The sequence below is a fragment of the Acidovorax sp. JMULE5 genome (genome assembly GCF_013376875.1).
Classification (GTDB): Bacteria; Pseudomonadota; Gammaproteobacteria; order Burkholderiales; family Burkholderiaceae_C; genus Acidovorax; species Acidovorax facilis.
Genome location: NZ_CP035951.1, coordinates 99,259 through 116,209, shown reverse-complemented (window position 1 = coordinate 116,209; position 16,951 = coordinate 99,259). Strand labels below are relative to the sequence as shown.

Genomic DNA, 16,951 nt, shown 5'->3' with positions numbered 1-16,951 from the left:
CTGTGCCTGCTGCCGTGCCCCTGAAGGCCTGAACCTGAAACCGCGCATGTTTGTGGAGTTGTCCGCACCAAGCCGCCGGGCTGCGGCAGGCACCCTGTTCCTCGCCGCACTGCTGCAGGCAGCACCGGCGCACGCCCAGAGCGGAAAAGTACGCCGCGCCGCCACCCAGCCTTCGACAGAGCCAGCCGACACCAAGGCGCCCAACCTGCGCGACGGACAGGCGGAAACACGCCTGCTGGCCGTGTACAAGCTCATCGCAGAAGGCCGCAGCCGCGAGGCACTGGCCCAGGCCGAAACCCTGGCGCGTGACTATCCCAACTTCCAGCTGGCGCAACTGGCCGTGGGCGACCTGCTGATGTCGCGCACGCGGCCCATCCGCCGCATGGGCGATGTGCCAGAGCCCGACACAGCACGCAGCCTGCAGGTAGCCACCACCCTGGAAGAGCTGCGCAACGAATCGCGCCAGCGCGTGGACGCCCAGCGCAGCCGCCCACCCGCGCACAGCATTCCCGCCCAGTTCCTGGAACTCTCGCCCCGCTCGCGCCATGCAATTGCAGTGGACGCTTCGCGCTCGCGCCTGTACCTTTTCGAGAACACGCCCAAGGGCCTGCAGTTGGTGGCCGACTACTACGCCTCGGTCGGCAAGCTGGGTATCGAGAAAAGCCTGGAGGGCGACCAGCGCACACCGCTTGGTGTGTACTTCATCACCAGCCGCCTGGACCCCGCCACGCTCAAGGACTTCTACGGCGCAGGCGCGCTGCCCATCAACTACCCCAACCCGCTGGACCAGAGCCGGGGCAAGACCGGCAGCGGCATCTGGCTGCATGGCACGCCACCCGACCAGTTTGCCCGCGCGCCCCTGGCCACCGATGGCTGCCTGGTGCTGGCCAATCCCGACCTGGAACGCATTCTGCGCACGGTGGAGCCCCGTTCCACCCCCGTGGTCATTGCGCGCCAGCTGCAGTGGGTAGCGCCCCACGCCGTGCAGGCGGACCGCAAGTCTTTCGACGCGGTGCTCAATGCCTGGCGCAACGCCAAGACCCAGGGCGACATGAACCGGTTGCTCGGCTTTTACGCGCCAGACTTCCAGAGTTACCGCAAAAAACCGCTCAACGAATGGACCCAGGTGCTCCAGGCGGAGACCCGCGCCCTGAAAGGCCGGGAACTCCACCTCAAGGACAAGTCTTACCTGCGCTGGACAGACTCTGCCGACACCATGGTGGTAACGTTCGGCGAAGTCGCCGAAGGCGCCCGCACGGGTCCCGTCAAACGCCAGTACTGGGCGCGGCGGGGCCAACAATGGCAGATATTTTTCGAAGGAGTGATTGGATGATTTCCAGAAGAAATTCGACCCTGGCGCTTGCTGGTATTGCGCTGACAGCTATTTTTTCAGTAGCACCTACACAGGCGCAAGACGCCCCCAAGGTGAAGCTGTCCACCTCGATGGGGGACATCGTGGTGCAACTCGACCCGGCCAAGGCACCCAAGACGGTAGAAAACTTCCTGGGCTACGTCAAGGACAAGACCTATGACGGCACCGTGTTCCACCGCGTGATCGATGGTTTCATGATCCAGGGCGGTGGCTACACCGCTGACCTCATTCCCAAGCCCACCAAGGCCCCTATTCCCCTTGAAGCCAACAACGGCCTCAAGAACGACACCTACACCATCGCGATGGCGCGCACGGGCAACCCCAACTCGGCCACATCGCAGTTCTTCATCAACGTGAAGGACAACGCCATGCTCAACGCACCGAGCCCCGACGGCCACGGCTATGCCGTGTTCGGCAAGGTGGTCGAAGGCACGGCCGTGGTGGACAAGATCAAGGCCGTGGCCACCGGCAACAAGGGCCCGCACCAGAACGTGCCCACCACTCCCGTCACCATCAACTCCGCCACCCTGGTGAAGTGAACCCGCCATTTTTTTGAAGGAAGCATTGCCATGAGCAACCCCCAGGTCGAACTGCACATCACCGGCTACGGTGTCATCACCCTCGAACTCGATGCCGCCAAGGCCCCCAAGTCGGTCGAGAACTTTCTGGCCTATGTGAACAAGGGCCATTACAACAACACCATCTTCCACCGCGTGATTCCTGGCTTCATGGTGCAAGGCGGCGGCTTTGAGCCCGGCATGACCCAGAAGGGCACTGACGCGCCCATCGAAAACGAAGCCAACAATGGCCTCAAGAACGCCAACTACACCGTGGCCATGGCCCGCACCAGCGACCCGCACTCGGCCACCGCCCAGTTCTTCATCAACGTGGCCGACAACGGCTTCCTGAACCATACGGCCCCCTCGGCCCAGGGCTGGGGCTATGCCGTGTTCGGCAAGGTCGTATCGGGCACCGACGTGGTGGACAAGATCAAGGCCGTGAAGACGGGCCGCAAGGGTTTCCATGACGACGTGCCGAAGGAAGACGTGATCATCGAGAAGGCAGTCGCTCTCTGATCTGACTGCCAAGTCCGTGACCACGACCGTGCCCCGGTTCGAGGAGCTTGCAGCTCCATCGCACTGGCGCACGGTCGATTTCATTTCGGACCTGCATCTACAGGCCAGCGAGCCCGCCACAGTGGCCGCTTTCGAGCACTACCTGGCCACCACCACGGCCGATGCCCTCTTCATCCTGGGCGACCTGTTCGAGGTGTGGGTGGGCGATGACGCCATGGGCGAACCTGGTAGTTTCGAGGCCGAAGGCTGCGCCGCCCTGCGGGCCGCCGCGCAGCGCCTGCCCGTGTACTTCATGCACGGCAACCGCGACTTTCTGGCGGGCCCTGCGTTCCTGGCGCAGTGTGGCATCACTGGCCTGGCAGACCCGACGGTGCTGGTGTTTGGCGGCCAGCGCTTCGTGCTCAGCCACGGCGACCTGCTGTGCCTGGACGATGTCGAGTACCAGCGCTTTCGCGTGCAGGCCCGCAGTGCCGAGTGGCAGCAGCAGTTTCTGGCGCAGCCCCTGGCCACACGTCGCGCGCAGGCCCGTGGCATCCGCCAGGAGAGCGAGGCACGCAAACAGTCGGGCGTCACCTATGCCGACGTAGACGGCCCGGTCGCCATCACCTGGCTGCAGGCGGCCCAGGCGCATACGCTCATTCACGGCCACACCCACCGACCCGCCGACCATGTGCTGGCGCCCGGCCTGCAGCGCGTGGTGCTCAGCGACTGGGATGCCGCTGCACTACCGCCCCGCGCGGAAACACTGCGTTTGTCGCACACGGGCTTGGAACGGCGGTCCCTGGCCCCCAAGTACTCGCGATCCTGAACTGCGCGGGGTTTCACCACCCGCTGCCTGATCGCCATGCCCCCTCTTTTCCATCGGCTCTGGAGCCGCGTCCGCGCCACGGTGGCCCCCGTGCCCGACATCTCGGCCACGCTGTGGCTCCAGACCCTACAGCGTTACCCGTTTCTGGCGGCGCTCTCGCTGCACGACCAGTCCAAGCTGCGCGCCTTGAGCGCCCTCTTTCTGCACCACAAGGAGTTCCACGGCGCGCACGGCCTGGTGGTGACCGACGCCATGGCCATCGACATTGCGGCGCAAGCCTGCCTGCCTCTGCTGCATTGGGGCGACCCGGCCAAGGCGCTCGGCTGGTACGACGATTTCGTCACCATCGTGCTGCACCCGGGTGAGGCCGTGGCGCGCCGCCAGACCGTGGACGAAGCCGGTGTGGTGCACGAACACACGCAGGTGCTGCTGGGCGAGGCCATGGAGCGCGGCCCCATCATGCTCAGTTGGCAGCACATCGCCAACGCCGCCGAGAACACCGCGCGCGGCCACAACGTGGTGGTGCACGAGTTTGTGCACAAGCTCGACATGAAGAGCGGCGAACCCAACGGCTGCCCGCCCTTGCCCGCAGGCTTCATGGGAACACGCACCGGGCGCGCGGCCTACGAAGCCTGGTGGGCCGCCTGGGAGCCGGCGTACGAGCAGTTCCGCGAGCGCGTGATCCTGGCCGAGCGCTTCGGCGCAGAACGCCCCTGGCTGGACGCCTACGGAGCCACATCACAGTCCGAGTTTTTTGCGGTGGCCTGCGAGGCGTACTTTGTGAACCGCGAGCGTTTTGCGCAGGAGTTTCCGGCGCTGATGCCGGTGCTGGATGCATTTTTCTGCCCGCCTGTGCGCTAACCCCAACAGCCATCTCAAAATCCTCATGTCAATTGGGGAGGGCCGGGTGTTTTAACGTATGCCCGCCTGCCGTAACCGACAGTTACTTGGCGGCTGTCATACACAGTCCATAAACTCCTCCCGTCATGTATCGTTGCCCCAACATCACCGATAGGACTTAGAGCGGCTAACAAACTCAGCGAAGCGGTTCTGGCTAGGCGTTGCGTCGCAGGCAGTACGAGCAGTACGACAAGACGCGGCAACCACGCCAGAAGAGTTTTGTTAGCCGCTCTTAGCAAACAGGGATGCAACAACCGCCTTGTCTTGAGGCGCGCTGTCTGCCTGGGCACTGTTTTGCGAAAGTCAAAACCGAAATTCGCGATAGGGAGCTTCATGCCCAACACCGCATCCAAGGATCGACTGCGACGCATTGGCCTGCTTGCCGCATTGGGAGTCCCCGTGGTCGCCGCGTCTGGGGACAGCTCCTCTGACACCCCTACCCCACCGCCAGCGCCGCACTCGCCACGGCCCGCTTTGGAGTCAGCCTGGATGAGATGGCGGTGACCAACTTCCCCTCCCATGCGTTTTCATCGGGCTGATGGCCAGTCTGCGACTCTGACCCAACTTTTTCATAGGATTTTTATGCAAAGCAAACCATGCACCCCACACCGAGCCCGCTGGAGGCTGCTGGCCTCGCTGGCAATCCCTGTGCTTGCATCCTGCGGCGGGGGTTCCAGCGATACACCAGCCCCGCCACCGCCGCCCGCCACAGCCCTGTCCTTGTTGGCAGGCAGCACCGATGGCCCGGGCAACCAGGATGACACCGGGACTTCTGCAAAGATCAGCGTCGAAATGGGCGGTATGGCGCTCACCCCCACGGGCGATGTGCTGATGGCAGACACCGGCAACAACACCATTCGCAAACTCTCCCCCACCGGGCAGCTCACCACGGTCGCAGGCGGCGGCCCCACACGGAGTGACGCGAGCAGCACCGAGACGCGCTACCTGGACGCCGCAGGCACCGCATCCCGTTTCAACGCGCCGCTGGCCGTGGCGGTGGATGCGGCGGGCAACGCCTACGTGGCCGACGCCGGGAACCACCTGGTGCGCAAGATCGATGCATCCGGCAACGTCACCACGCTGGCTGGCCAGGTGGGCGTGTGTGGCAATGCCGACGGCACCGGCACGGCGGCTACGCTGTGTAGCCCCACCAGCATTGCCGTGGACAAGGATGGCAATGTCTATGTCTCTGAATGGGCACCTTTGACGCAGACCCTGCCTGCCGAGCCCACGGGCAACCCCATCCGCAAAATCACACCAGCCGGCGTGGTCAGCACCGTGGTGTTCAAGGTCAGCCAGATTCCGACGCCAGGACAAGGGCGCAACAACCCCGCGCGCTTCTACCCGGTGCAATTGGCGACCGACTCCGCCGGGGCCTTGTACGCCGCCGATCCCAACGACCATGTGGTGCGCAAATTTGCGCCCGGTGGACAGGCCACGGTGCTCTCAGGCACCGTGGCCCAGGGCAACGCTGGCCATGTGGACGGTTCGGCATCAGCGGCCAAGTTTGGCGAACTGCAAGCTATTGCCATAGACCGCTCCAACCGGATATTTGTGCTGGACAGGCACCTGGGCACGCCGCTGCGCGAGATCGCGGCCGATGGTTCCGTCACCACCGTGCGGCGCGCAGCGGACTGCGCCTTCGGCGCCGATGGCCTGCCGCCTGCCTTTTGCGCTGCCAAACGCCTCGCGGTGGATGCCCAAGGGCGCTTCCTCGTCACCGAAAACAGCGCGTCCAGCAGTTTCCAAAGCTACGCACTGATCCACCGCTACCCCCGCGATGGCGCTGCCGACTTGAAAGTGGGAACGGCACCCAGCCCTGGCTGGGCCGATGGTAGCGGGAGCACAGCCCGTTTCGACGGCCCGGGGGCGCTGGCCGTGGGCAAATCAGGCACCCTGTATGTGCGCGACCGCAACAATGCAGCCATTCGAACCATTCAGCCGGATGGCATGGTGGGCACCCTGGGCAGAGTTAAAAACCCGTGCTCGCAAATCACGGGGCCAATCAACGAAGTCGCCTTCTGCGGCCCTGAAGCACTCACCGTGGATGGTGCCGGAAACATCTACTCCTACTCTCTCAAGCGCATCCTGAAGGCCACGCCCGCAGGCAACGTCGCAGTTTTTGCGGACCTGTCCGCCCAGTTGAATGCCATCCCAGCATTCCTGGATCTTGGCATCACGGGCCTGGTCGCCGACGATGCGGGCACCTTGTACGCATCGTCGCTGCAAGGCGTGATCTTCAAGATCAGCCCGACCGGTGCCGTCAGCCTGTTTGCAGGCAACCCCAACGCACGGGGGCATGCAGACGGCCCTGCCGGTTCGGCGCTGTTCTCGGCGCTGGGCCATATGGCGCTCGACCCTGCGGGCAACCTGTATGTGGTCGATGGGCGCTACCACAACATCACGGGCGTGGGCCCCACCATCCGCAAGATCACCCCCGCAGGCAGCGTGAGCACCGTTGCAGGCCGCGCGGACATGCCCCCCGGGCTGGTGAATGGCCCCGTATCGTCGGCGCAACTGGCCGTGGACACAGGCGCGGCACTCTCCGACTCTCAGGCCCACCTGGCAGCCGACGCAAAGGGCAACGTCTATGTGACCGATCCGCGCCACCATGTGGTGCGCAAGATTGGCGTCGATGGCCAGGTCAGCACGCTGGTGGGCAAACCCTGGGGCCAGGGATTTGCGGCAGGAGACCTGCCCGGCCTCATCGACGAGCCCTGGGGCCTTGCCGTGCGCGACACCACACTCTTCATCTCCACGTCCAACGCCGTGGCGGCCGTCAAACTGCCCTGACCATGTGGCTACGGCCCCTGGCGCACCGAAGGGGCCAAGGTGCAAGGCCCTTTGGCGCCTTGCAGTCGGTATGGCGGGTGGGCGCTGCAAAAAACAGCTTCACGAATCAGTGTCGGCCCTGGCGCCCGTTGGTATTGCGTTGGCCGCTATAAAAAACAAAGCAATCCAACACCTGATGGAATCCAGCCAGCTGCTGGATGCCTGACGGATTCAGGCCCGACAACGGTTCACGCCGACAGCGCCTGCTCGACCGCCAGTTTGGCTTCTTCCAGACTGCTGAAAAACCGTGTGGGCTGGGGCATGGCCTTGGGCAGATGGGGTGGCGCTGGCCACAGGCGCTCGTCCGTCCAGACCGCCGTCCACCCTCCAATGTCCTTGCGCTTGACGGAGCAAAGTGCTTGCCCGTCCGCCATGGCTGTCCAGGTGGTCGGCGGGTTGTGGTCCCAGGTGACGTGTGTCATGGCGCCCTCTTGCGGTTGCTGGGCCATTGTAGGAAGCCTGTACCGAATTGGGCAACGGCATTCACCCACCCCACCCCGAGGGCGGAATTGCGGAATCACGGAACGACAGCAGGCGCCCACACGGCGCCCGTGTTCGTCAGTCAGCGGTCATCGCACGTCGTGCAGCTTGGGCCACGCTGGAAGCGTCTACGCCAAAAAATTGGCGCAGTGCAGCGCGCGTGTCGCTGCGTCCAAATCCGTCCGTGCCCAGGGTCACATACTTGCGGCCCTCGGGGACAAGCGCCCGCACCGTCTCGGGCACGGCGCGCACGTAGTCGGTGGCTGCAATCACGGGCCCGCGTGTTGTGGCCAGTTGTTGCGTCAGCCATGCGGATGCAGGCGCAGATTCGCCCGCGAGCCAACGCTGTTCGCACGCAACACCGTCGCGCGCCAGCTCGCTCCAGCTGGTCACGCTGAGCACGGTCACATCCACGCCTTCTGCGGCCAGCAGTTCGGCAGCCTTGACCACCTCGGTCAGGATGGCGCCAGAGCCCATCAGGGTGACGGATTCGGATGAAATCGTGCTATCGCGCTTATCTATCAAGCGCGAGTAGCTCTTAAAAACATAGCAACCACGCAACACACCTTCTGCCGCACCGGCGGGCAGGTCGGGCTGGGCGTAGTTCTCGTTCATCAGTGTCACGTAGTAGAAAACGTCCCGCTGCTCGGTCACCATCTCGCGCATGCCAGCATCGATGATCACGGCCATCTCGCCTGCGTAGGCCGGGTCGTAGGCCTTGCAGTTGGGGATGGTGGCTGCCACCAAGTGGCTCGATCCATCCTGGTGCTGCAGGCCCTCTCCACCCAGCGTGGTGCGGCCCGACGTGGCGCCCAGCAAGAAGCCGCGCGCACGCTGGTCGGCCGCGGCCCAGATGGCATCGCCCACGCGCTGGAAGCCGAACATCGAGTAGTAGATGTAAAACGGCAGCATGGCCAGGCCGTGCACGCTGTAGCTGGTGGCCGCAGCGGTCCAGCTGGCGATGGCGCCGGCTTCGCTGATGCCTTCTTCCAGAATCTGGCCGTCCAGCGCCTCGCGGTAGCTCAGCACCGAGCCGATGTCCTCGGGCGCGTAGCGCTGGCCCACGCTGCTGTAGATGCCGACCTGCTTGAACAGATTGGCCATGCCGAAGGTGCGCGCCTCGTCGGCCACGATGGGTACGATGCGCGGGCCCAGCGTGGCGTCCTTGAGCAAGGTGCCCAGCATGCGCACGAAGGCCATGGTGGTGCTCATCTCCTTGCCATCGGCTTGTAGCGCGAACTGGGCGTAGCTTTCGATCGCCGGCACGGGCAGCGCCTCGCAGGCCGTCTCGCGGCGCGGCAGGTAGCCGCCCAGGTTCTGGCGATGGCTGCGCAGGTAGCGCATCTCGGGGCTGTCTTCGGCAGGTTTGAAGAAGGCGAGGCTCGTAGCCTGCTCGTCGGACAGCGGCAGGTTGAAGCGGTTGCGGAACTCGATGAGGTCCGTCTCGTCCAGCTTCTTCTGGCTGTGCGTGGTCATCTTGCCCTGGCCGGCCGTGCCCATGCCGTAGCCCTTCTTGGTGTGCGCCAGGATCACTGTGGGCTGGCCCTTGTGGGCGCTGGCTGCAGCGTAGGCGGCGTGGATCTTTACCAGGTCGTGCCCACCGCGCTTCAAGCGATCAATCTGCTCGTCCGTCATGCCCTGGGCCAGTGCCGCTAGCTCGGGGTTCTGGCCGAAGAAGTTGTCGCGGTTGAAGCGGCCGTCCTTGGCAGCAAAGGTCTGCATCTGGCCGTCCACCGTGCCTTCGAGCGTGCGCACCAGCGCGCCGGTCAGGTCGCGGGCGAACAGGCCGTCCCAGTCGCTGCCCCACACCAGCTTGACCACGTTCCAGCCAGCACCCGCGAACAGGCGCTCCAGCTCGTCGATGATGCGGCCGTTGCCACGCACGGGGCCGTCGAGGCGCTGCAGGTTGCAGTTGACCACCCAGACGAGGTTATCGAGCCCCTCGCGCGCGGCCAGGGTCAGCGCGCTCATGCTCTCGGGCTCGTCCATTTCGCCGTCGCCAAACACGCCCCACACCTTGCGTTGGCTGCAGTCCAGCAGATTGCGGTGCGTGAGGTAGCGCATGAAGCGCGCGTGGTAGATGCTGCTGATGGGGCCGATGCCCATGGACCCCGTGGGAAACTGCCAGAAGTCCGGCATCAGCCAGGGATGCGGGTAGCTCGAAAGGCCTTGTGCGCCCGCAGCAGGAGCGGTCAGCTCCTGGCGGTAATGCATGAGATCTTTTTCGGACAAGCGCCCTTCGAGGAATGCGCGGGCATATACGCCCGGCGCGCTGTGAGGCTGGAAGAACACCAGATCTCCCCGGTGCTGGCCTTCACCCACACCCTCACGTGCACGGAAGAAATGGTTGAAGCCGCTCTCGAACAAGTCGGCCGCGCTCGCATAACTGGCGATGTGGCCACCCAGTTCGCCATACGCCTGGTTCGCGCGCACCACCATGGCCAGCGCGTTCCAGCGCACGATGGAAGCCACGCGCTCTTCGATGGCCAAGTCGCCGGGGAACACGGGCTGGTCCTGTACCGCCACGGTGTTCACGTACGGCGTGTTCAGGTCGGGCTGCCAGCCAATTCGCTGCGCACGCGCCACCCGCACCAGCTCCTGCAGCATGTGCCGCGCCCGCTCGGGGCCTTCGGTGGCAACCAGGGCCAGAAAGGCGTCGCGCCATTCGGCGGTCTCCTGGGGGTCAGTGTCGGCCAGGGCATCCTGGGTGTGGAGCAGATGGGAAGGCAAGGGGGCATTCATAGGAGCACACTCTAGAAGGATTTGCAAAAAATGTGATGCCGAATCGCGAAAATTGGCCATCAATAGCAGCACAATATTCCACCAAAAACCAATATTGCAGCACATGAAGCTTGACACCACCGATCTGCGCATACTGGCCGAACTGCAGGCCGATGGCTCGCTCTCCAACGTGGAGCTGGCCCGGCGTGTGCATCTCTCGCCGTCTCCCTGCCTGGCACGCGTGAAGGCACTGGAGACCGAGGGTGTCATCGCCCGTTATGTAGCGCTGGCCAACGCCGCCGCACTGGGGCTGGGACTGAACGTGTTCATCAGCATCAGCCTGAAAAGCCAGAGCAAGGAAGCGCTGGCCGACTTTGAACAACGCATTGCCGAGCACGATGAGGTGATGGAGTGCTACCTGATGAGCGGCGACTCGGACTACCTCATCCGCGTGGCACTGCCCGACATTGCGGCGCTGGAGCGCTTCATCGTCGAACAGCTTTCCCCCATTCCAGGGCTGGAGAAGATCCGCTCCAGCTTCGCGCTCAAGCAGGTGCGTTACAAGACGGCGCTGCCGCTGCCGCAGTCTTCCCCGTAGTGGGCTCGGCCTTGAAATCCAGCGCCTGCACCAGGTCCAGTGCCTGGCCAATATCGGCCAGCAGGTCATCCAGGTCCTCCAGGCCGACCGACAGGCGCACCAGCCCTTCGGCAATGCCGTGGGCGGCACGCTGCTCGGGCGTGTAGGTGGAATGCGTCATGCTGGCCGGGTGCTGGGCCAGCGTCTCGGCATCGCCCAGGCTCACGGCGCGGGTGACGAGCTGCAACGCGTCCATGAAGCGCACGCCCGCCTGCAGGCCACCACGCAGCTCAAAAGCGATCATCCCGCCCATCTGGCGCATCTGCTGCTTTGCCAGCGCGTGCTGGGCAAAGCTGGGCAGGCCGGGGTAGTGCACGGCCGCCGCAGCCGGGTGGGCGGCGATGAACTCGGCCACTTTCTGAGCGCTCTGGCAGTGACGGTCCATGCGCAGCGCCAGCGTCTTGAGGCCGCGCATCACAAGGTGCGCGTCCTGCGCCGACATCACAGCACCCGTCATGTCTTTAAGACCATACAGGCGCACGCGCTGGGCCAGTTCGGCATCGGCAAACACGGCCGCGCCTGCGGTCAGGTCACCATGGCCGCCGAGGTATTTGGTCATGGAATGCACGCTCACATCGGCACCCAGCAGCAGGGGCTGCTGCAGGTAGGGCGTGCAGTAGGTGTTGTCCACCACCACCTTGGCGCCCTGGGCGTGGGCCAGGGCCGAAACGGCGGCAATGTCCACCAGCCGCATGTTGGGGTTGGCCGGGGTTTCCAGGTAGACCACGCGCGTCTTCTGGCTCAGCGCGGCGGCCACGTGGGCCGGGTCGGTCATGTCCACATGGCGCACGCTCACGCCAAAGCGGCCCAGCCCGTGGTGCAAAAACGAGAAGGTGCAGCCATACAGCGTAAGGTCGGCCAGGATTTCATCGCCCGGCTCCAGCATGGACCACAGCGTGGCCGTGATGGCCCCCATGCCCGAGCCGAACACCACGGCGCCTGCGCCCTGCTCCAGGCTGGCCAGGCGCCCCTCCAGCAGCGCCAGCGTGGGGTTGGCGATGCGGGTGTAGAAGTAGCCGGGCTCCTCGCCTGCAAAGCAGCGCGCGCCATAGGCCACATCGGGGAAGGCAAAGGTGGCCGAGGTGTGGATGGGCGGCACCAGTGCGCCCTGGTGGTCGGCCGGGTTGTAGCCGTGGTGGATGGCGCGTGTGCTGAAGCCGGTGGCGGATGTGCGGGTCATGGTGGTCTCCTTGGAATAGGGAGATTCTTCAACCCATCAACGGGTAAGTTTTCGCCTTATTTGCCCTTCTTGCGATCAAAGAAGGCAAAATTTGCCTCAAATTGCCCAATCTGCAGGACACACTGCCATGCACCCTCATCCACTCGACCCCGTGGACCGCACGATCCTCAACGCCCTGCAACGCGATGGTCGCGCCACCGTGGGCGATCTGGCCGAAGCGGTTTCGCTGTCCACCTCCCCGTGCTGGAGGCGCGTGCGCGCGCTGGAGGATGCGGGCGTGATTGCGGGCTACCACGCCCATCTGAACCGCCAGCGTGTGGGCTGGGGCGTACTGGGCTTTGTGCAGCTGGCGCTGCACGACCACACGGCTGACACCACATCGGCCCTGGAGCGCGAGGTCATGGCGATGCCCCAGGTGTTGTCGTGCCACAACCTTTCGGGCCGCTACGACTACCAGCTGGAGGTGGTGGCGGCCGACCTCGCATCGTTTGCCGACTATGTGCGCACCCATGTGCGCAGCCTGCCCGGCGTGCGTGAGATTTCCACCAGCTTCTCGCTCAAGGAGGTCAAGCGCACCATGGCACTGCCGCTGTAGCCACCGCGCAGCAGCCCCTCACATCCTTCACCGCTGGGGGAGCTGCAACTCGCTGGTTGCCACGCGCTTGCGCAGATCACGGACCAGCGCTTTCGCGCGCGCTTGGTTCGCAGGCCCCATCCGCACCAGAATTTTTTGCCCGCTGGTGAGCGATTCGAGTGCCGGGTCCACAAACTCATAGCGCACCCACGGGCGCAGGTTGGGCACATCGGTGTTGACGGGCGTGAGCTTCACGCGCAGCGGGCTTTTGGGCTCGGGCGCCAGCAGCAAGTGGTCCAGTACGGCCACCAGGCGGTCGTTGAAGTAGCGCTTGGGGTAGCCCAGCTCTTCATACGCCTGCTGGAACAACGGGTACAGCCGTGCATACAAGGCCACGGCGGGCTCCAGGGGCACGGCTTCGGCAAAAGTCAAAAAGGCGCTGTAGCGGGCGGCGTTGGCGGTGGCTATCGTGGTGGGTGCATCGCCCTCGCCATCCACCACAAAGCGCTGCGGCATGGGCTGCACCGGCCACATCCGAGACGGGGCCTGGGCGCGGCCCAGGTTGTCTACCGTGGCCACCACCCGACGGACAAAACCTTCGGTCAACAAGAACGACGCGACCTTGTCGCTACCCAGCAATTCGGCCAGCAGCTCCGCCACTCGCTTGTCGGATTCAGCCAGTGCGGGCAAGGCGGTGTCTGCCGGGGCCAGCGCATCCACAGGGTTCTGGGGACCAGACGCCTCGGGCATGGGCGGTGGGGCCACGGGCGCTTCGGGCGCGCTGGCCACGGGGGGCGGCGCCACCGGGGCCTCCACCGGGCGCAGCCAGAACCACCAGGCGGCTCCGGCGCCGACCGCGCAGGCCAGCACGGCGGCAATGATCCACGGTGCGGAGGATGCGCGCGGTGGCGCGGGGCGGAACTCGGCGGTTTCGTTGTCAGGCATCGGATCTCCTTCAAGACGGGAACAACCCTTGTCCGAGCGGCTGCGGCGCCGGGCGTTCCCTATCAATCCCCCCTGGGGATCTGCTTGATTGGAAACCTGCTGGATGAGGCGCCGGTAACGCGATGTAGACCGCGCCCCGGAAGCCCGCGACTAAAACGCCGTCGGTGTCGTAGACAACGACTCCAGCCACGCCACCGTGGCCGCCAGCTCAGACGGCCGGATCTCGTGCGCGCTGGGGAACTCGTGGTACGTCACCGTCACCGGCAGCGGCGCCATGTGGTGCGCAATGGCCTGCGCATGGGCCAGCGGGATCACGTTGTCGTGCGTGCCGTGGCTCAGCCACAGCCGTTTGCCCCGCAGCGCATCGGCGGGCGCACTCAAAGGCACCACCTGCTGCAGCAGCCGGCTGTGCCACACCAGCGCGGCCTGCATCAGCGCGGGCCGGGTCAGCAGCAGCGACAGCGCCATGATGCCGCCCTGGCTGAAGCCGCCCACCACCACCCGCTCGGGCGGAATGCCCAGTTGCTCGGCGGCAGACTCGACCGCCTGGGCCACCAAGGCTCGGCTTTGCGCCTCTTGCTCTTCGTTGATGGTGCGCTCGCCACCGGGCTCGATCGAAAAATCAAACCACGCGTGCGCGCCCGGCCCCATGCGAAACGGCGCGCGCAGGCTGAGCACGTGGAACCGATCCGGGATCTGCGGCGCCAGGCTGAACAGGTCCTGCTCGTTGCTGCCCACGCCGTGCATCAGCACCAGCAGCCAGGGGCGGGGGGTGGTGGAAGCAGCGGGACGCTGCAAAAATGTGAGCGGTAGATTGAGCATAGACAAGCGCCAGCGGCATTTTTAGCTAAAAAACTGACTTAACCCGCCCGTCCTGCGACAGGCTCCAGGGCAAAAGCATCCATCGACAGCATGCTGTACATCACCTCGCGGCTCAAGTAGTTTGCGTGCAGATCGTCGCCCGCCGCGCCCAGCGCGAAGAAGATGGGCAAGAAATGGTCTTCGGTCGGGTGGGCGCGGCTGGCATGGGGGGCCTGGGTACGGTAGTTGAACAGCGCGGCCGTGTCGCCACGGGCCAGCGCGTCCTCGATCCAGCGGCTGAACTCCAGCACGTAGGGCGCGGGCGCACGCTCGCCGCCAAAGAATTCGGCCAGGTTGTGCGTCATGCTGCCGGACCCCACCACCAGCACGCCCTGGCTGCGCAGGCTGCGTAGCGCGGCACCCAGTGCATACACATCGGCCGGGCCTGCGCCCACGGGCAGAGCCACCTGCACCACGGGCACGTCGGCCTGCGGGAACAAATGCATCAGCGGCACCCAGGCGCCATGGTCAAAGGGGCGCGCGGCATCGCCCTGTGCGGCCACACCAGCGGCCTGCAGCAGGCCCAGCACCTCTTGCGCCAGCGCAGGCGAGCCTGCGGCGGGGTATTGCAACTGGTACAGCGCGGGAGGAAAACCGCCAAAGTCGTGCCACGTGGCGGGCTGCGGGCCGGTCATGACCTGGGCAGAACGCGCCATCCAGTGCGGCGACATGATGACCACGCCGCGCAGGCCAGGGTACTGCGCCTTGAGGTTTTCACCCCACTGCGTGAGCGCCGGGCCGGTCGTGCCAGCATCGATGGCAAACAGCGGCGCGCCGTGCGATACGAACAAGGCGGGAACCACAGCGGGAGCAGTGAGAGGGGCTTGGGCAAAAGCAGTCATGGCAATTCCATCCGTGAATGCAATGAATGTAGGACTGATAGCACCTGATACCAAGCCCTGCTGGCCGGACAGATTGTTCTACAGGTGATGCCAATGCGCCATGGACGAGGGCCGTGTAGATACCCACCACACAGGGAGCCCCGGTTCAAGACCCGTCGCGCACCCTGCCCCGCAGTGCCTTGGTCTCGCTGCGCTGGGTTTTGCCCTCCAGCCGCCGCTGTTTCGACCCGTAGGTGGGTTTGGTGGCGCGGCGCACCCGGGGCGGCACGGCCACAGTGTTGACCAGCGCGTTCAGCCGCGCGAGCGCATCGGTGCGGTTCTGGTCCTGGCTGCGGTACTGCTGGGCCTTGATCACCACCACACCCTCTTGCGTGATGCGCGTGTCGCGCAGGGCCAGCAGGCGCTCTTTCACGTCCTCAGGCAAGGACGATGCCGACACGTCAAAGCGCAGGTGCACCGCGCTGGATACCTTGTTGACGTTCTGCCCACCCGCGCCCTGGGCGCGCATGGCGGTGATTTCTACCTCGTCCTCAGACACCTGCAGGGGCAATGGGGGATTCATATATCTATCTACCCCCTTGCCTGTGCGGCGTCAGGCCGCTGGCTGCTGGGCCAGCAGTTGTGCCAGGCCGTCAATCGCCAGGCCATAGCCCAGCACGCCAAAGCCGCACATCACTGCCTTGGCAGCCGCCGCCATGTACGAATGGTGGCGGAAAGCCTCGCGCGCATGCACATTGCTGATATGCAGCTCGATCAGCGTGATGCCCGTGCCCTTGGTGGCATCGTGCAGCGCAATGCTGGTGTGGGTGTAGGCCCCGGCGTTGATCACCACGCCGGCCAGCTCGCCCGCCGCGTGCAGGCGGCCTGCCTCGTGAATCCAGTCCACCAGCGCGCCTTCGTGGTTGCTTTGGTGAAAACGCAGCGCAAAACCATGGCGCTCGCACGCGTCGGCGCACAGCTTTTCGACATCGGCCAGCGTGGCCGCGCCATACACAGCGGGCTCGCGCGTGCCCAGCAGGTTCAGGTTGGGGCCATTCAGGACAAAAACGGTTTTTTTATTCACAGACATGCGGCACTCCGAGGGCGTTGCGCCTGCCACGCTGGCAGGCCAGAGTGCGCGATTATGCGGCGCCCCGTGCGCCCTCCCAAATGTCTGCGCCCAAAGAAAAGCGGCCCCGAAGGACCGCTGTAAAAGGCAGCCTGTGCAAAGACGCTGCCTGTGAGCGACTGGCGCCCAAGAGGTTGGTTACACAACGCGGCAACCCGGTCAGGCTGCCTGCGGATCAGCTCAGGGATCAACGGTCCCAGCGGCCGTGGCCATACCCATGGCCATATCCGTGGTGGCGGTGGTGCCGATGGTGGCGGTAGCCGCGATCACCGTAGTACACGACAGGGGGCGGTGCGTAATACGCTGGGGGAGGCGCGTAATAAACGGGCCGGGGAGGAGCGTAATACACAGGCCTGGGTGGTGCGTAGTACACGGGTGGTGGAGGCGCGTAATAGGTGGGGGCAGGGGCGTAGTAGCCATTGCTGGCCCCCACCACCACGCCAGGCACGCCAATGCCAACCGACCAATTTACGTCGCGGGCCTGGGCTGCGCCCGTGCCGGCCAGCAATGCCAGCGCCACGCCAGCCGAAGCGGCCATGGCATAGATAGAACGGGTTTTCGTCATGGAAATCTCCTGTTTGAGCGAGGGCAGCCAGCCAAATGGACTCACCTCAC

17 protein-coding genes are annotated in these 16,951 nt (G+C 65.1%); 8 read left to right on the top strand and 9 right to left on the bottom strand.

What is annotated here, in order from left to right; translation table 11 throughout:
* The first annotated feature begins 46 nt into the window (after positions 1 to 46).
* The 6 genes from EXV95_RS00585 (at position 47) to EXV95_RS00560 (ending at position 6,949) form a co-directional block, all read left to right on the top strand.
* Positions 47 to 1,333 carry a L,D-transpeptidase family protein gene (locus EXV95_RS00585; RefSeq protein WP_055393541.1) on the top strand — a complete coding sequence of 429 codons (1,287 nt, stop codon included), beginning with the start codon at positions 47 to 49 and terminating at the stop codon, positions 1,331 to 1,333.
* A complete protein-coding gene (locus tag EXV95_RS00580; protein ID WP_055393543.1) occupies positions 1,330 to 1,911 on the top strand; it encodes a peptidylprolyl isomerase in 582 nt (193 codons plus the stop codon). Before EXV95_RS00585 ends, EXV95_RS00580 begins: the two co-directional genes overlap by 4 nt.
* 30 nt (positions 1,912 to 1,941) lie before the next feature.
* Positions 1,942 to 2,448 carry a peptidylprolyl isomerase gene (locus EXV95_RS00575; RefSeq protein WP_121419538.1) on the top strand — a complete coding sequence of 169 codons (507 nt, stop codon included), beginning with the start codon at positions 1,942 to 1,944 and terminating at the stop codon, positions 2,446 to 2,448.
* A gap of 16 nt (positions 2,449 to 2,464) precedes the next feature.
* Complete coding sequence (locus EXV95_RS00570; protein ID WP_176885410.1) at positions 2,465 to 3,256, top strand: UDP-2,3-diacylglucosamine diphosphatase; 792 nt, start codon at positions 2,465 to 2,467, stop codon at positions 3,254 to 3,256.
* 36 nt (positions 3,257 to 3,292) lie between these two features.
* On the top strand, positions 3,293 to 4,117 hold the full coding sequence (locus EXV95_RS00565) for a zinc-dependent peptidase (RefSeq protein ID WP_176885409.1): 825 nt from the start codon (positions 3,293 to 3,295) through the stop codon (positions 4,115 to 4,117).
* Positions 4,118 to 4,876: 759 nt separating this feature from the next.
* Positions 4,877 to 6,949: a hypothetical protein gene (locus tag EXV95_RS00560; RefSeq protein ID WP_176885408.1), complete on the top strand. Its 2,073-nt coding sequence runs from the start codon at positions 4,877 to 4,879 to the stop codon at positions 6,947 to 6,949.
* Positions 6,950 to 7,176: 227 nt separating this feature from the next.
* Here the strand turns inward: EXV95_RS00560 and EXV95_RS00555 are convergent, their stop codons facing one another.
* Together EXV95_RS00555 and mdeB are read right to left on the bottom strand one after the other, a co-directional pair.
* The gene (locus tag EXV95_RS00555) at positions 7,177 to 7,410 is read right to left on the bottom strand and encodes a hypothetical protein (RefSeq protein ID WP_176885407.1); all 234 of its coding nucleotides are present in this window, start codon (positions 7,408 to 7,410) and stop codon (positions 7,177 to 7,179) included.
* 136 nt (positions 7,411 to 7,546) lie between these two features.
* A complete protein-coding gene (gene mdeB, locus EXV95_RS00550) occupies positions 7,547 to 10,210 on the bottom strand; it encodes an alpha-ketoglutarate dehydrogenase (RefSeq protein ID WP_176885406.1) in 2,664 nt (887 codons plus the stop codon).
* Between the two features lie 103 nt (positions 10,211 to 10,313).
* On the opposite strand from mdeB, the gene EXV95_RS00545 reads away from it, so the two are divergent.
* Complete coding sequence (locus tag EXV95_RS00545; RefSeq protein WP_055393562.1) at positions 10,314 to 10,787, top strand: Lrp/AsnC family transcriptional regulator; 474 nt, start codon at positions 10,314 to 10,316, stop codon at positions 10,785 to 10,787.
* On the opposite strand, the gene EXV95_RS00540 is transcribed toward EXV95_RS00545, so the two are convergent.
* Entirely contained in the window at positions 10,735 to 12,006 is a 1,272-nt protein-coding gene (locus tag EXV95_RS00540) for a methionine gamma-lyase (protein ID WP_176885405.1), read from the bottom strand. The two genes, EXV95_RS00545 and EXV95_RS00540, sit on opposite strands and share 53 nt — an antisense overlap.
* Before the next feature lie 127 nt (positions 12,007 to 12,133).
* Between EXV95_RS00540 and EXV95_RS00535 the strand changes: the two genes are divergently transcribed.
* Positions 12,134 to 12,601 (top strand): Lrp/AsnC family transcriptional regulator, encoded by a 468-nt coding sequence (locus EXV95_RS00535; RefSeq protein WP_176885404.1) that lies wholly within the window; start codon positions 12,134 to 12,136, stop codon positions 12,599 to 12,601.
* Between the two features lie 27 nt (positions 12,602 to 12,628).
* Here the strand turns inward: EXV95_RS00535 and EXV95_RS00530 are convergent, their stop codons facing one another.
* The 6 genes from EXV95_RS00530 to EXV95_RS00505 form a co-directional block, all read right to left on the bottom strand.
* On the bottom strand, positions 12,629 to 13,525 hold the full coding sequence (locus EXV95_RS00530; protein WP_176885403.1) for a DUF3014 domain-containing protein: 897 nt from the start codon (positions 13,523 to 13,525) through the stop codon (positions 12,629 to 12,631).
* A gap of 150 nt (positions 13,526 to 13,675) precedes the next feature.
* Entirely contained in the window at positions 13,676 to 14,347 is a 672-nt protein-coding gene (locus EXV95_RS00525; protein WP_055393569.1) for an alpha/beta hydrolase, read from the bottom strand.
* 38 nt (positions 14,348 to 14,385) lie between these two features.
* Positions 14,386 to 15,228 carry a class III extradiol ring-cleavage dioxygenase gene (locus EXV95_RS00520; protein ID WP_176885402.1) on the bottom strand — a complete coding sequence of 281 codons (843 nt, stop codon included), beginning with the start codon at positions 15,226 to 15,228 and terminating at the stop codon, positions 14,386 to 14,388.
* A 145-nt stretch (positions 15,229 to 15,373) separates the two neighbouring features.
* A complete protein-coding gene (gene arfB, locus EXV95_RS00515; protein ID WP_176885401.1) occupies positions 15,374 to 15,790 on the bottom strand; it encodes an alternative ribosome rescue aminoacyl-tRNA hydrolase ArfB in 417 nt (138 codons plus the stop codon).
* Positions 15,791 to 15,820: 30 nt separating this feature from the next.
* The gene (gene aroQ / locus EXV95_RS00510; protein WP_176885400.1) at positions 15,821 to 16,297 is read right to left on the bottom strand and encodes a type II 3-dehydroquinate dehydratase; all 477 of its coding nucleotides are present in this window, start codon (positions 16,295 to 16,297) and stop codon (positions 15,821 to 15,823) included.
* A gap of 226 nt (positions 16,298 to 16,523) precedes the next feature.
* A complete protein-coding gene (locus EXV95_RS00505; protein ID WP_176885399.1) occupies positions 16,524 to 16,901 on the bottom strand; it encodes a hypothetical protein in 378 nt (125 codons plus the stop codon).
* Positions 16,902 to 16,951: the final 50 nt, after the last annotated feature.